This is a genomic window from Mesorhizobium sp. M1A.F.Ca.IN.022.06.1.1, from assembly GCF_003952605.1.
GTDB lineage: Bacteria > Pseudomonadota > Alphaproteobacteria > Rhizobiales > Rhizobiaceae > Mesorhizobium.
The window spans coordinates 4,434,683-4,449,590 of record NZ_CP034455.1; the positions used below are offsets into that span (position 1 = coordinate 4,434,683).

Annotated in this window: 13 protein-coding genes; 3 read left to right on the forward strand and 10 right to left on the reverse strand. The window is 64.4% G+C overall.

The window, feature by feature from the left end; all coding sequences use genetic code 11:
• Positions 1-10: 10 nt before the first annotated feature.
• Complete coding sequence (locus tag EJ078_RS21000; RefSeq protein ID WP_095823303.1) at positions 11-796, reverse strand: SDR family oxidoreductase; 786 nt, start codon at positions 794-796, stop codon at positions 11-13.
• Between the two features lie 83 nt (positions 797-879).
• The gene (locus EJ078_RS21005) at positions 880-1,314 is read right to left on the reverse strand and encodes a DsrE family protein (protein WP_127323549.1); all 435 of its coding nucleotides are present in this window, start codon (positions 1,312-1,314) and stop codon (positions 880-882) included.
• 107 nt (positions 1,315-1,421) lie between these two features.
• On the opposite strand from EJ078_RS21005, the gene EJ078_RS21010 reads away from it, so the two are divergent.
• Complete coding sequence (locus EJ078_RS21010; protein ID WP_127216587.1) at positions 1,422-2,504, forward strand: hypothetical protein; 1,083 nt, start codon at positions 1,422-1,424, stop codon at positions 2,502-2,504.
• Between the two features lie 263 nt (positions 2,505-2,767).
• Here EJ078_RS21010 and EJ078_RS21015 read toward each other — a convergent pair whose 3' ends face one another.
• The 5 genes from EJ078_RS21015 to EJ078_RS21035 form a co-directional block, all read right to left on the reverse strand.
• Complete coding sequence (locus tag EJ078_RS21015) at positions 2,768-3,715, reverse strand: cation diffusion facilitator family transporter (protein WP_127216586.1); 948 nt, start codon at positions 3,713-3,715, stop codon at positions 2,768-2,770.
• A gap of 5 nt (positions 3,716-3,720) precedes the next feature.
• Positions 3,721-5,910, reverse strand: coding sequence for an anthranilate synthase (locus tag EJ078_RS21020; RefSeq protein WP_127216585.1), 2,190 nt, complete (start codon positions 5,908-5,910; stop codon positions 3,721-3,723).
• A gap of 235 nt (positions 5,911-6,145) precedes the next feature.
• Complete coding sequence (locus EJ078_RS21025) at positions 6,146-7,201, reverse strand: succinylglutamate desuccinylase/aspartoacylase family protein (RefSeq protein WP_127404092.1); 1,056 nt, start codon at positions 7,199-7,201, stop codon at positions 6,146-6,148.
• 153 nt (positions 7,202-7,354) lie between these two features.
• Complete coding sequence (locus EJ078_RS21030; RefSeq protein WP_127217209.1) at positions 7,355-8,731, reverse strand: FAD-containing oxidoreductase; 1,377 nt, start codon at positions 8,729-8,731, stop codon at positions 7,355-7,357.
• Positions 8,728-9,189 carry a DUF4126 domain-containing protein gene (locus EJ078_RS21035; RefSeq protein WP_127217208.1) on the reverse strand — a complete coding sequence of 154 codons (462 nt, stop codon included), beginning with the start codon at positions 9,187-9,189 and terminating at the stop codon, positions 8,728-8,730. The genes EJ078_RS21030 and EJ078_RS21035 overlap by 4 nt, the downstream gene beginning before the upstream one ends.
• Before the next feature lie 133 nt (positions 9,190-9,322).
• Between EJ078_RS21035 and EJ078_RS21040 the strand changes: the two genes are divergently transcribed.
• Positions 9,323-9,880: a sugar O-acetyltransferase gene (locus EJ078_RS21040; RefSeq protein WP_127217207.1), complete on the forward strand. Its 558-nt coding sequence runs from the start codon at positions 9,323-9,325 to the stop codon at positions 9,878-9,880.
• On the opposite strand, the gene EJ078_RS21045 is transcribed toward EJ078_RS21040, so the two are convergent.
• Positions 9,867-10,850 carry a helix-turn-helix domain-containing protein gene (locus tag EJ078_RS21045; RefSeq protein ID WP_095823297.1) on the reverse strand — a complete coding sequence of 328 codons (984 nt, stop codon included), beginning with the start codon at positions 10,848-10,850 and terminating at the stop codon, positions 9,867-9,869. The two genes, EJ078_RS21040 and EJ078_RS21045, sit on opposite strands and share 14 nt — an antisense overlap.
• Positions 10,851-10,977: 127 nt before the next feature.
• Here EJ078_RS21045 and EJ078_RS21050 point away from each other — a divergent pair, with 127 nt between their 5' ends.
• Positions 10,978-11,619: a cysteine hydrolase family protein gene (locus EJ078_RS21050; protein ID WP_067326464.1), complete on the forward strand. Its 642-nt coding sequence runs from the start codon at positions 10,978-10,980 to the stop codon at positions 11,617-11,619.
• Positions 11,620-11,792: 173 nt separating this feature from the next.
• Here the strand turns inward: EJ078_RS21050 and EJ078_RS21055 are convergent, their stop codons facing one another.
• Positions 11,793-13,472, reverse strand: a complete 1,680-nt coding sequence (locus EJ078_RS21055) for a formate--tetrahydrofolate ligase (RefSeq protein ID WP_067326468.1) — start codon at positions 13,470-13,472, stop codon at positions 11,793-11,795.
• Positions 13,473-13,848: 376 nt separating this feature from the next.
• Complete coding sequence (locus EJ078_RS21060; protein WP_245458886.1) at positions 13,849-14,874, reverse strand: DUF2333 family protein; 1,026 nt, start codon at positions 14,872-14,874, stop codon at positions 13,849-13,851.
• Positions 14,875-14,908 lie beyond the last annotated feature (34 nt).

Consider the following 14,908-nt stretch of genomic DNA (forward strand, 5'->3'; position numbering starts at 1 on the left):
AATCGCCAGCTCACGGCATCAACTGGCCACCATTGACCTCGATCACCTGGCCGATGATGTAGCCGCTCAAGAGGTCGGAAGACAGGAACAGGTAAGCGCCGACGCAATCTTCGGCCCTTCCGGCGCGACCCTGCGGAATGGTGGCGACCATGCCCTTCATCTGCTCGGCGGTGGAATAGCGCTCGTGGAACGGGGTCAGGATGGTGCCGGGCGCCACGGCGTTGACGCGGATGCCGAAGCCGATCAGCTCCTTGGCCATGCCGCGCGTCACGTTGGAGACGAAGGCCTTGGACGAGCCATAGAGGCCGGCGCCGCCGCCGGCGCCGTTGCGGGCGGCGATCGAGGTGGTGTTGATGATGAAGCCGCCCTGGCGCTTCAGCCATGGGATCGCTCTGCGCGAGGCCGTCAGCACCGAGCGCGCGTTGAGATCCATCACCGCATCGTAATGGGCCTCGGTCTGCTCGGCATAGGCAACGCGGCCGAGCATGCCGCCGGCATTGTTGACCAGCCCGTCGAGCCGGCCGAAATGTTCAGCGCTCCCCTCGACCACGCGCTCGACGTCGGCGGGAACCGAAAAATCGCCCTGCGTCAAGAACACCTCGCCGCCGTCGTCGCGGATGGTTTTGGCGAGCTCTTCGGCAGCTTCCCGGCTTGAGTTGTAATGCAGCGCAACGCGGCATTTCTGCCGGGCATAGGCGAGGGCGAGGGCTGCTCCGATCCCGGTCGACGCGCCGGTGACCAGCACCGCCTTGCCGGCAAGATCGGGAATGACAAGCGTGGTCGGGTCAGTTGGCACGTCGATATCTCCAGGATTGCGCTGGCAATTGGTAGACGCTTCCCGGCCAGGTGTTCAAGTCAAGGCAAGATCAGGGCGCGAATTCAGGGCCGCAGATAGACATAGCCCTGGCGCTGCAGCTCCGCGAGCTTGACCACGCCGCCTTTCTCCGCGACCTGGAAGCCGGCAAGCAGGTCGGTCAGTGCGATGTCCATGCCATGCATGGTGTTGCTGCAGGCCTGCGGAACAAGTCCCTGCTGGACGAGGCCGGCAAAGCGGCTGGAGGTCGCGCCGGAAGCGCTCTTTGACTTGAAGGCCGCAAGCGCCGGCCCGTGGACGACCAGCACGACCTCGACATCGCCGCTGGTGCCCTCATAGTGGTTCTTGATGTTGCCGAGGACGAAGTTGACCTTGTCGGCGTCGCTGAGATGGTAGGCGACCCTCAGCCTGTCTTCGCCGGTGGCGGCGCTCGCCTGGCGCAGACCGAAAAAACCGGCCGCTCCGGCAAGACCGGCGCGGAAAACGTCACGGCGCAGCATCGCATCCTCCTCGATCCGGCGGCCCTCGCAAGTTTGCGTGGCCCAGCCTTCGTGCCTAGACTAGCATGAATCGCAATCACGTCCTGTCGGCGCGAGGAGAGGATCACATGACGTCGAGGATGGTGGCAGGCGCGGTGCTGGGTGCCGCGCTGTTCTTTGTCGGCGCGGCGCTCGCAGATGATGCCCCCAAGCTGACCGAACTCAGCCCGAGCGGCGCCGACGTCTGCTTCGGCCGGGTCTATGATGCCGCCCATCTCAAGGTGCATCCGCACCAGAAGGTGGCGCGCATCTTCTTCTACCATGGCCACGATCCGGTCAGTCGGCCGAACGAGGAGCCGAGCTCGATGTCCGACGCTGCCTATAACGGCTTTCTCACCACCACGGTGCGCGGCGCCAAGAAGCCGGAATGGGCGGCTGGCTGGTGCAACAAGGAGGATCCGAGCGACAAGGCGAGCGGCATCCGCTGCGGCATGGAATGCGACCGCACGCTCGCCTCGCTGAAGGTCGACGACAAGGGCCGGCTGATCCTCTCCAACGTGCAGCCTGACGTCTATCTCGACGCCGGCGCGGAGGAGGATCTCGGCAAGGCGAAATACGACGAGCAGGCGCTTGGCAGGGAGGACGACAATTTCCGTCTCGATCCGATGCCGGCCGACACCTGCAAGGCGGAGTTCTCGCGCATCGATCCGGTCGATCCGGCGCTCGGGGCTCCGCTGCGCGAGCGGCTGAAGCCGGATCAGCCCTTCTGCTACGGCCGCGACTATGATGACGCGCATCTGAAATCCCATCCCGACCAGATGACGCAGTCGATCCGCGTCTTCCGCGGGCCGATCGAGCTTGCTTCCTTCGCAGCCGGCGGCGATGCCGCCAACTGGCCAGACGGCGCCGACATCGCCATCTCGGTGACGACCAGGCAGAAAGAGGCCAAGGTCACGCAGACCTATTCCTGCCAGGGCGAGGCCGATCAGTGGCGCTGCTCGGCCAGCTCCAAGATGAGCGACTTTGCCTGCGACATCTCGCAAAAGGAGGTTTTTCTCAAGCGCGGCGCCAGCGGCACGATGCTACTGGCCAACCCCAACAATGCGCTCGCCATCGTCGACCTCTGCTCGAAGATGGCGGGCGGCAAGACCACGTCCGACGACAAGGTGTACAGGCTCAATCCGATGCCGCAGTCGGCCTGCACGCCGTGAGTGTGCCACTTCGTCACTCTAAAGTGTGGCGCTTCGTCATCCTATGCGGAGCAAGGAGGGAAGCGACGCGGCGCAGCCATAGGATGCATGCCGTTATGCTAAGGCGTTGAAACGGTGCAGAACTCTGCTTCGCTGCATGCTTCGGCCAAGGCCACGGCATGGATCCCAGGGGTCTCGGCGATGGAGCTTCGCTCCTGCTTCTTCCAGGGATGACGACACCGCGGAGGCCCGGCCAATTTTCCAAGGCGTGGCTGGAAATCGCTTCAGGCGAAAGGCACCGCCGTTGTGCCTTTCGGCAGCTTCGCCTCGTCGTCCGGCTCGACATGGATGGTGACGCGCACCGAGGGGATCTCGGCCTTCAGCGCGTCCTCGATGCGGTCGCAAATGACATGGCTGGCGCCGACCGTCATGTCGGCGTCGACGACGAGGTGGAACTCGATGAAGGTCGCTCGCCCGGCGATGCGGGTTTTCAGGTCATGCACCTCCAGCGCACCCTTCGAATTGGCCGAGATGATATCGCGGATCTGCATGTGCTCCTGGGTGTCGACGGCACGATCCATCAGTCCGCTCAGCGACTCTCCGGTAAGCTTCCAGCCCTGATAGAGAATGTTCAGCGCAACAAGAAGCGCAAGCAGCGGGTCGAGGATATGCCATCCAGTCATCACCGCGGCGACAAGGCCCACGATGACGCCGACCGAGGTAAGCACGTCGGTCATGATGTGCTGGCCGTCGGCGACCAGGGCCGGCGATCGTTCGCTGCGGCCGTTGCGGATCAGCACGAATGCCCAGGCGGCATTGACGAGCGCCGCGCCGGCATTGATCGCCAAGCCCTGCCAGGGCTGTTCGAGCGACGCGGGATTCTGCAGCGATTGCCACACCTTGGCGATGATCAGCAGCGCCGCAACGACGATCAGAACACCCTCGAGCACCGCAGAAAAATACTCGGCCTTGTGATGGCCGAAGGGATGGTCGCTATCGGCCGGCTTATGGCTGATGCGGATCGCCCAGAGAGCGGCTGCTGAAGTGATGACGTTGACGATGGATTCCAAAGCATCGGAATAGAGGGCCACGGAGCCGGTCATCTGCCAGGCAACGAATTTCAGCCCCATCACCAGGAAGGCGATGACGATCGACCAGAAAGCGAGGCTGGCGATCTTGCGCTTCGCGGCGGCTCTTGCGGCCGCCGTCGCCGTGTCTTCCACCGCGGCCATCGTTGCTAGGCAGCCTTTTCCTTGGCCTTGCGCGGCAGATGCGCAACGATGTTCTCGATGATGCGCATGCCGGCATTGTGGCCGAGCGTCATGATCGATTCCGGGTGGAACTGAACGGCGGCGATCGGCTCCTTGCGGTGCTCGAAGGCCATGATGACGCCGTCCTCGGTCTCGGCCGTCACCACGAAACCTTCGGGCAGACGCACCGGATCGGCGAAGATCGAATGATAGCGGCCGACGGTCACTTCCTTGGGCAGCCCCGAGAAGATGATGCCCGGCTTCGAGACACGGATGCGCGAGGGCTTGCCGTGCATCGGAATGTGCAACTGCCGCAACTCGCCGCCATAGGCTTCGGCCAGCGCCTGCAGGCCGAGACAGACGCCGAAGACCGGCAGGTCGCGGGCGCGCGCTCGTCTGATGGTCGCGGCGCAATCGAAATCCTTCGGCGTACCCGGGCCGGGGGAGAGCACGACGAGATCGGGCTTCAGCCGCTCGAACACCTCTTCCGGCACCGGCGTGCGCACGGTGGAAACAGTGGCGCCGGTCTGGCGGAAGTAGTTGGCCAGCGTGTGGACGAACGAGTCCTCGTGGTCGACGAGCAGGATGTTGACGCCGTCGCCGACGCGCGCGGTGGTGCGTTCGGTGCCTGCGGCGTTGCCGGTCTTGGCGTCGCGTATGGCGGAGAGCATGGCGGATGCCTTCAGTTCGGTTTCGGCTTCTTCTTCCTCAGGAACGCTGTCGAAAAGCAATGTGGCGCCGGCGCGCACTTCGGCGATACCGTCCTTGATGCGGATGGTGCGCAGCGTCAGCCCGGTGTTCATGTCGCCGTTGAAATTGACCATGCCGATCGCCCCGCCATACCAGGCGCGCGGGCTCTTCTCGTTCTGCTCGATGAAGCGCATGGCCCACAGCTTCGGCGCGCCGGTGACGGTGACCGCCCAGGCGTGTGACAGGAAGGCGTCGAAGGCGTCCATGCCTTCGCGCAGCCGTCCCTCGATGTGATCGACGGTGTGGATCAGGCGCGAATACATCTCGATCTGGCGGCGGCCGATGACGCGCACCGAGCCCGGCTCGCAGACGCGCGACTTGTCGTTGCGGTCGACGTCCGAGCACATGGTGAGCTCGGACTCGTCCTTCTTGGAGTTGAGCAGCTTGAGGATCTGCTCGCTGTCGGAGATGGCGTCGTCGCCGCGCTTGATGGTGCCGGAGATAGGGCAGGTCTCGACCCGACGGCCGTTGACGCGCACGAACATCTCCGGCGAGGCGCCGATCAGATACTCGTTTTCACCGAGATTGATGAAGAAGGAATAGGGAGAGGGGTTGATCGACTTCAGCTTGCGGGAAATGTCGGAGGGCTGGGTCTCGCAACGCTCGTAGAACATCTGTCCAGGCACGACCTCGAACAGGTCGCCGCGCTTGAAGCTCTCCATCGCCCGGCGCACCAAAATGGCATATTCGCCGGGTTCGTGATCGCCGCGCGGCGGGATGCGGTCGGCGGTCCTGAACGGCTCGACATGAGCATCGCGGGCCAAGCCTTCCGTGGAAAACCCTTCGCCGGAATAGTCGTAGCGGTCGGTCCAGGCCTTGGTCGAATAGTGGTCGACGACGAGGATCTCGTCGGGCAGGAACAGCACCAGGTCGCGCTGGCTCTGCTTACGCTCGAGCTTGTAGTCGACCGGGTCGAACTGGAAGGCGAGATCGTAGCCGAAGGCGCCGTAAAGGCCGAGATTGGCGTCCTCGGCAGTCTTGAACAAAGCCGTGATGGCGCGCAGCACCGTGAAGACGGACGGCACGCGGCTGCGCTCTTCCTCGGTGAAGACGCGGCCGGGCTTGGCGACATCGAGGCGGATCAGCTTTTTCGAGCTCTCGGCAATCGCCACCTCGCTCAGCTCGCCAAGCGCCTTGCCGATCACCGGCAGCAGCACTTCGCCGCGCTGGTTGAGCGCCTCGATGCGCATGGCGCGGCCGCGCGCCGAGATCACCAGCGGCGGATCGATGATGGCCGTGTCCCAGCGCGTGTAACGGCCCGGATATTCGTAGTTCGAGGAGAACACCGCGCCGCGGCGGGAATTCAGGCCGTCGACATAGGCGTCAATCGCGCCTTTATAGGGCTGGTCATGGCGTTCGCGGGTGATCGTCACCCCGCCCGCGGTGACGAAGCGCTCCGCCCCGTTGTCCAGAACTGTAGTCGTCATTGCCGTCTCCATCAGCGTTTTGGGCAACGGACCCGGGAATGGCTTGGAAAAACAAATGGCCGCCCGGACATTCCGCTGCGGCCACCCTCATTTTCACGCATGCGCGTTCGAACCGGCCGCTGTCAGCGAGCCCACCACCAAACGGTCTTGTTCGAACGCATGTTCATGGCGACTCCCATAGCGGCGAATGACGGCCCGCGCAACTGGATTTCACGCGAACGGTAAAGCCGGCCCGTCAGTCCTCCAGCGTGCCGGAGCGCGCGTCGGCGCTCCTCTTGTCGCCGGCAAGCTTCAAAAGATCCTCGCCGGCGCGGATGATGCGGCGCGAACGACGGGTCAGGATGAAACCCGACTGGGGCGCGAACACCTCGGTGCGGCCGCCGGCTTCGCCGGGCGCATGGACGATCGTCGCCAGCCGGTCGCCCTTGTTGACGCGGTCGCCGGGCTTGACGTCGTAAAGGATGGCGCCGGCCTTGGGCGAAGGCATCATCTCGATGTTTTCCAGCGGTACGACGGCGCCGGAGAAGCTGCTCGCCTTCGGGACGGAAGGGTCCTGGATGACGCCGCGCGTCACCAGCAAGCGGTAGAGGCCGGCGGCATCGGAGGCGGCCAAGCCGCTGTCGACATCCAGCATGCCGCGATATTCGACCGTGGTGGCGACGCGCCGGTCGAAGCGCGCGACGCTCGCAGGCACATTTTGATAGGGCATGATCGAGGCGCCCTCGAAGGTGCCGCTACTGTCCTCGCTCCACAGCAGGACGGCATCGATGCCCATCGCAGCCGCGCAGTCGGCCATATGCGGCCACAGGCTGGTGTGGATGTAGAGATAGGCAAGGCCCTCATCGTCGCAGTGGAGATCGAGCACGATGTCGTTGCCGAGCGAGAGTTGGACGAGCCGCTTCTTCAGCCGGCGATCGGCGCCGCCGAGGTTGACATCCGCTAAAAGCTTGGCGTCCGGCGCGGCAAGCAGCGGGAAAGCACGGTTGAAGTTGGTGCGGGTGCCGAGATTGAATCGGCCCTGGTGCTCGCCGAAATGGTATTGCGCCCGGCCGATTGGATTGGCCCAGGGCACCAACGTGATGGCGCCCCTGATGCGGCCTTCCGCTTCCGCCTTGGCAAGCATCGGCATCAGCGCGTCGATGGCGACGACACCCGGCAATTCTCCGGCATGAAGCGCCGCCTGCACATAGGCCGAGGGCGCCGCCTTGTCCGTGCCCTCGAAGCGGAAAACCGGGAATTCGTAAGCAACGCCTTCGCTGTCGCCTGCGATGCGCTCGATGGTCTTTTGCACGGGGTTCCTCCGGTGGGTGGCCAGGCATGCATGGTTACGGCCCGGGTGTCAGTGGTCCAGTCCGCCCGCGCGATAGGCGCAAGCCAACCGTCGGACGCCTTGAGCACTGTTTGCCAAGACCGAGAGGCCCCGACGTGGAGCGGCGATCTGGCGTTAGGCCAGCGGCTTCAAGTCTTGGGCGATGGTCGGCAGAAGCTCCGAGACGTTGGGGTGGATGTGCATGGCGCGCGCCAGCGTCGAGATCGGCGCCTTGGCATACATCAGATCGAGCACTGAGTGGATCGCCTCGTCGCCGCCCGGTCCGAGCACCGAACAGCCGAGGATCTCGCCGGTGTCGGCGTCGGCCAGGATCTTCATGAAACCTTGCGTCTCGCCCTTTTCGACGGCGCGGCCGACACGGGTCATCGGCCGCTGGCCGACAAGCGCGCGGCGGCCGGATTTCTTGACAGCGGTCTCGGTCATGCCGCAGCGGCCGAGCGGCGGATCGATGTAGAGCGCATAGGCCTCGATGCGGTCGCTGACCTTGCGCGGATCGTTGTCGAGCAGATTGGCGGCGACGATCTCGTAGTCGTTGTAGGAGGTGTGGGTGAAGGCGCCCTTGCCGTTGCAGTCGCCCATGGCCCAAATGCCGGGCACATTGGTGCGCAACTGGTCGTCGACGACGATGTAGCCGCGCTTGTCGACCTCGACGCCGGCCTTGTCGAGGCCGAGGTCGTCGGTGTTGGGGACGCGGCCGAGCGCCAGCAGCACATGCGAGCCGACCGCCGGCGGCTTGCCGGCAGAGAAGGTCACGGCAATACCGTTGCCCTGCCTGGCGAAGCCGATGTCCTCGGCGCCGACATGGACGGTGATGCCTTCGTTTTCGAGGATCGACTGGATCGCGGCCGAGACGTCCTCGTCCTCGCGGCCCGTCAGCCGCGGCGCTTTCTCGATCACCGTGACCTCGGAGCCGAAACGGCGGAACATCTGGGCGAATTCGAGCGAGATATAGCTGCCGCCGACGACGACCAGATGGCTGGGCAGCACATCGAGATCCATCATCGAGGAGTTGGTGAGATAGGGGACGTCGTTGACGCCGGGCAGGTCCGGCACGGAGGCGCGGCCGCCGGTGTTGAGGAAGATTTTTGGCGCGGTCAGCAGGTCGTCGGCGACGCGCACTGTATTAGCGGATTCGAACCTGGCATGGCCGCGATAAAGCGTGCAGCCCTTCATCCCCGCGATCCAGCTTTCGAGATTGCCGCGGGCATCGTTGGTCACCTTGTCCTTGCGTGCCTTGATCCTTTGATAGTCGACCCCGACCGGACCGGAGAGCGCGACGCCATAGTCGGCGGCGCGGCGGGCAAGATGCGCGGCGTAGGCGCTCGCCACCATCGCCTTGGTCGGCATGCAGCCGGTGTTGACGCAGGTTCCGCCAATAAGCTTGCGCTCGATCAGCGCAACGCTCATGCCGGCGGCGTCGAGCCGGCCGGCGAGCGAAGGGCCGGCCTGGCCGGCGCCGATGACAATGGCGTCGAAGTTTTTCGCGCTCATGCGACCGCCGCCACGATCAGCAGGCCGCCGATGATCGCCACCGCGTCCTCGATGAAGGCGGCGGGCGGATCCTTGCCGAAGGCGGCAGCCATCCTGGCGCGTGCTTCCGCGCCGCCCAGCGTGCCGATCACCGCGCCGATCGCGCCGGCGATGAGGCCGCCGATGGTGGCGCCGACCGTGGCGCCGATCACCGCGCCGCAGAAGGCGCCGGTCACGATGCGCGCGCCGAACTGCTGCGGCACCTTGCGGCTCGGCGTCGACGGCAACTGGTCGGTGACGAGTTCGACAATCGCCAGGACGGTGAACATGCCGACCGCGATCCAGTGGCCCATGAAGCTTGCCCAGGTGCCGGCAACCGGGATCCAGCCGAGATACGAACCCCAGGCAACGGTCGCTGGCGCGATCATGGCGCGAAGGCCGGCGACGACGCCAATCAGCAATGCCAGAATGTAGAGCATCATCATCCCCTCAAATTCGGAGCTCCGCACGGTTCCGCGGATGGCAAGCTAGCATAGGCCTGGCGTTTGGCCATGGGCTTTTCCGGTCGGGCGGATTGTGCTTTGGCAGCGGGACGGGAATGGAGGAGCAGCCATGACGACAAGCGAGCGCATGAAGATGGCGGCGGGTGAATGGTATAGCTGCATCGACCCGGAGCTGGAGGCGATGCGGGTGGCCGCCCGCGACGCAGTGTTCGAGCACAACAGCATGCCGCCCCGGCAGCGCGGCGACATCGGCGCGACACTGCGAGCGCTGCTCGGCGGCCTAGGCGAGGGCGCGCGCATCGAGGCGCCGTTCCACTGCGCTTACGGCTTCAACCTGTTTCTCGGCGAGGGCGCCTTCCTGAACGCCGGTTGCACCATTCTCGATACCGCTCCGGTGAAGATCGGCAGGAGGACGCTGCTTGGCCCCAATGTGCAGATCTATTGCGCCGAGCATCACCGCGAGGCCGCCGGGCGGCTGGCCGGATTGGAGATCGCCAAATCGGTGACGATCGGCGACAACGCGTGGATCGGCGGCAGCGCGGTGATCCTCGCCGGCGTCAGCATCGGCGAAGGCGCCATCGTCGGCGCCGGCGCGGTGGTGACGCGCGACGTTCCGGCCAATGCGACCGTGGTCGGCAACCCGGCGCGGATGGCTACACGCCGCTGAGGGCGACCCGTGCGCTGCCCTTCGAGAATTCGCGCCGGTACTGCATCGGCGAGGTTCTGAGCCGTGCCGCGAAATGCTGGCGCAGCGACGTGGCGCTGCCGAAGCCGGCCTCGAAGGCCACCATGTCCATCGATTTGTCGGTCTGTTCCAGCAGCCTCTGCGCCAGCGCCAAGCGCTGTTCGGCCAGCCAACTGCCGAAGCTGGTGCCGGTCGTCTTCTGGAAGCGACGCGTGAAGGTGCGGCGGGTGAGGCCAGCTGCTTCGGCGACGCTGTCCAGAGTGTGAGCTTCGCCAAGCGTTGCCCGCACCCCGTCAAGTGCCTTTGTGAACCGGTCGGCGTTTGGCGTCGGCGCGAGCGGTCGCTCGATGAACTGAGCCTGTCCACCCTGCCGGTGCGGCGACAGCACGACGTGGCGGGCGAGCCGAAGCGCTGCCTCGGCGCCGTAGCGGGCGCGCACAATGTGCAGGCAGCAGTCCAGCCCGGCGGCGACGCCGGCCGAGGTAACGATGTCGCCTTCATCGACATAGAGCACGTCGGCATCGACGGCGATATCGGGGTGCAGCGTCTGCAACTGGTCGGTATAGGCCCAATGCGTGGTGGCCTTGCGTCCCGCCAGCAGTCCGGCGGCGGCGATGGCGAAGGTGCCGAGGCAGAGGCCGACGATCAGCGCGCCGCGCTTATGTGCCCGTTCAAGCGCATGCTTGAGCGGCGCGGCCAGAGGAGCATCGAGCTCTTTCCAGCTTGGGATGATGACGATGTCGGCCTGGTCGAGCGCCGAAAGATCGTGCGGGACCGAAATGCTCAAACCGGCATCGGTATGGATAGGTCCTTGCTCCGCCGCGCAGACGCGGAAATCGAAGCTCGGCAGGCCGAGCTTGGTGCGATCCGCGCCGAAGACCAGGCAAGGCACGGAAAGGTGGAACGGGCTGATGCCGTCGAAGGCGACGACGGCGACGATCGGATTGCGCATGGCAGACATCACAAGGTTACGGCAAGGAGTGTCCCAATTTTTTCGAATAATGTCAATTGGGCCACTTTCGGGGAATAGATGTTCGGCCTAGCTTCGCCACCTATCAACCCGCTCGAAAGGAACCGCCATGTCAGCACCAGCCACCCAGCCACGCCGCGCACTCGTCGTCGTCGATGTCCAGAACGACTACAATGGCGGCAATCTCGCCATCCAGCATCCGCCCTTCGCCGACAGCGTCGCCAACGTGGCGCGCGCCATGGACGCCGCCACTGCTGCCGGCATCAAGGTCGTTGTCGTGAAGCAGATGGCGCCGGAGACTTCGCCGATCTTCGCCAAGGGCAGCCATGGCGGCGAACTGCATCCCGAGATCGCCGGGCGCGCCCGCGACCACTATGTCGAGAAGACGCTGCCCTCCGCCTTCACAGGCACCGACCTCGAGAACTGGCTACGCGCCAACCACATCGATACGATCGCGGTCGTCGGCTACATGACGCATAATTGCGACCTGTCGACCATCATCCATGCGGTGCATTTGGGCTTTGCCGTCGAGTTCCTCTCGGATGCCAGCGGCTCGGTTCCCTACGCCAACAGCGCCGGCTACGCGTCTGCCGAAGACATCCATCGCGTGGTGAGCGTGGTGCTGCAGTCGCGCTTCGCCGCGGTGCTCAAGACCGCCGAATGGATCGATTGCCTGAAGACCGGCGCCCTGCCGGAGCGCGACACGATCTATGCGTCGAACCAGCGGGCGCTAAAGCGGAACGCTGCCTAAGCATTTCACCGTTTCACGGAAACGGCGAAATGCTCTGGCTTTTTGTTTTTGACGCAATTCCAGACGGAAAACCGCTCACACTTTCCTGGAATTGCTTTAGCCGCACCAACGCCGAAAGAAAAAGGGCACCGCAGCAGTGCGGCGCCCTTGGTCGTTTCAGCTCCCAACGCTGCCTAGAACAGGCCCTCGATCTGGCCCTGCTCGTTGAGGAAGATCTTCTCCGAGGAGGGCGACTTGGGCAGGCCGGGCATGGTCATGATCTCGCCGCAGATGATGACGACGAAGCCGGCGCCGGCCGAGAGCCTGACCTCGCGCACCGGCACGGTATGGCCGGTCGGCGCGCCGCGCAGGTTTGGGTCGGTCGAGAAGGAGTACTGGGTCTTGGCCATGCAGACCGGCAGATTGCCGTAGCCTGCCTGTTCCCACGCATGCAGCTGGTCGCGGATCGATTTGTCGGCGATCGCCTCGTCGCCGCGATAGATGCGCTTGACGATGGTGTTGACCTTCTCGAACAGCGGCATCTCGTCCGGGTAAAGCGGCGAGAACTGCGAGGCGCCGGATTCGGCGATCTCGACGACCTTCTTCGCCAGGTCCTCGATGCCGGCCGAGCCTTGAGCCCAGTGCTTGCACAGGATCGCCTCGGCGCCCTGCGCCTTGACGAAGTCCTTCATCGCCTGGATCTCGGCGTCGGTGTCGGTGGTGAAGTGGTTGATCGCCACCACCGCCGGCACGCCGAACTGCTTCACGTTCTCGATGTGACGGCCGAGGTTGAGGCAGCCCTTCTTGACTGCTTCGATGTTTTCCTTGCCGAGATCTTCCTTCTTGACGCCGCCATTCATCTTCATGGCGCGCACGGTGGCGACGATCACGGCGGCCGCCGGCTGGAGCCCGGCCTTGCGGCACTTGATGTCGAAGAATTTTTCGGCTCCCAGGTCGGCGCCGAAGCCGGCTTCGGTCACGACGTAGTCGGCAAGCTTCAGCGCCGTCGTGGTGGCGACGACCGAGTTGCAGCCATGCGCGATGTTGGCGAACGGGCCGCCATGCACGAAGGCCGGGTTGTTCTCCAGCGTCTGCACCAGGTTGGGCTGGATGGCGTCCTTCAAAAGCACGGCCATGGCGCCGTCGGCCTTAAGATCGCGGGCATAGACCGGCGACTTGTCGCGGCGGTAGGCAACGATGATGTCGCCGAGGCGCTTCTCAAGATCCTTGAGGTCGGTGGCAAGGCACAGGATCGCCATGACTTCCGAAGCGACGGTGATGTCGAAGCCTGCTTCACGGGGGAAGCCGTTGGCGACGCCTCCCAGCGAACAGATGATCTCGCGCAGCGCCCGGTCGTTCATGTCCATGACGCGGCGCCAGGCGACGCGGCGGGTATCGATGCCGAGCTCGTTGCCCCAGTAGATGTGGTTGTCGATCAGCGCCGAAAGCAGGTTGTGGGCCGTGGTGATGGCGTGGAAGTCGCCGGTGAAGTGGAGGTTCATATCGTCCATCGGCACCACCTGGGCCAGGCCGCCGCCGGCGGCGCCACCCTTCATGCCGAAGTTCGGGCCGAGCGAGGCTTCGCGGATGCACACGATCGCCTTCTTGCCGATGCGGTTGAGGCCGTCGCCGAGGCCGACCGTGGTGGTCGTCTTGCCTTCGCCGGCCGGCGTCGGGTTGATGGCGGTGACGAGGATCAGCTTGCCGTCCTTGTTGCCCCTCACCGATTTGATGAATTCGGCCGAGACCTTCGCCTTGTCGTGGCCATAGGGCAAAAGGTGCTCGTAAGGGATGCCGATCTTGGCGCCGATCTCCTGGATCGGTTTCTTCCTGGCGGCGCGCGCGATCTCGATGTCGGACTTCACTTCGGCCATGACGGCTTTCCTCTGGATTGTGCGGTGGAGGGGACGGGTTCGATCACTAAAGCAATTCCAGGAAAAGTGTGAGCCGGTCTTCCGTCCGGAATTGCGTGAAAACGAGGAAACAGGGCGGTTCTGCGTTTCCGCCCGGACGCAAGGGCATGTTCTAACCCTGTCGCGGTCACGGCGTCAACTTCCATGCAACTATGTTTCCTGTGAAGAAATTATGCGTTCCCGGCCGACCTTCCCAAGGGTCTTTGGCGCCCGGTCGTTGCGAGCGTATAGAAGCCAGAGCAGGGATCGTTCCGCCGTCTCAAAACAGCCGCGCAATGCGCGGAATGCGACAGACGCGACGGCGCAAATCCGCCACCGTGCTGCGGTGGCGGCAGCGCTATTGGCTGAGCACGTTGCTGATCTCGACCATGTTGGAGCGCACGCGCAGGATATAGAAGCCCATGGTCGTCAGATGCGTCGGCAGCAGCCAGCCGTCCTCGCGGCCGTTGGCGATGATGAAGGGCTGGATGCGCAGTGCCGAGACGAATTGCGCGTCCATGGTGTCCCACAAATTCTGCAGGTGCTTTTCCTTGATCACGTCCTCAAAGTCGGCCTGCGCCGCTTTCATCAGGCCGTAATAGGCGTAGAGCTGGCCATAGGCGAACCAGAAGCGGTCGTCGGCGCGGAAGTCGAACCAGCCGTCATTATGGTTCTCGGCGCGCTCCTTCAAGATCGCGGAGGTCGAGCCGATGTCGCTGGCGATGCGGTCGATATATTGCTTCAGATTGTCGGCGCGGGCATCGAACGTCGCCTGACAACTGGCAAGGCGAGCGTTGAAGGAGCGCAGCTTGCGCACCGCGTCGCGGTAGTAGCTCGGCGTCGGCGTCTTGGGGCCGAACGGGTTGAGGCCGAAATACCAGGTCTCTTCGTCGAATTGCAGATTGCCGCGTGCATCCTGCAGGTCGGCGTCGATCTGCGAGGTGGTGCGCACGCGGCCGAGATTGTCGGCAAGCTCGGTGGCGGTGCGCCGGACCGCCTGGTTGATGCCGCGCTGAAAAGAGGCCTTGTTGTCCATCCACGGCGTATGGTCCCAGTCGATGCCGAACAAGCCGAGCTTGTAAAGGATCATCGAGGAGACCCAGGCATTCTGGTTGACGTTGAAGTCCGTCAGATCGGCAGCCACCTGGGCTATCCCTGAGTTGCCGCAGGTCTTGGCGGTGTCGGTGCCAGCGCCGGCGGAGACCTGCTCGCCGGCCGAGACGCTGCGCTTCTCGAAGGTGTATTTGTCAGGATAGTTCGGGTCGAAATTGTTCCACCACTGGGTGGCGTAGAAGAAGTTGGCGTAAAGGCCGATCAAAACCAGCAAGGCAAGGCCGACCACCGCCTTCAGGATCCAGCCGCGCTGGCCGTACCAGCGGCCCACGATCGTAGCCGTTCAGCCAGGAAAGCGGCGCGGA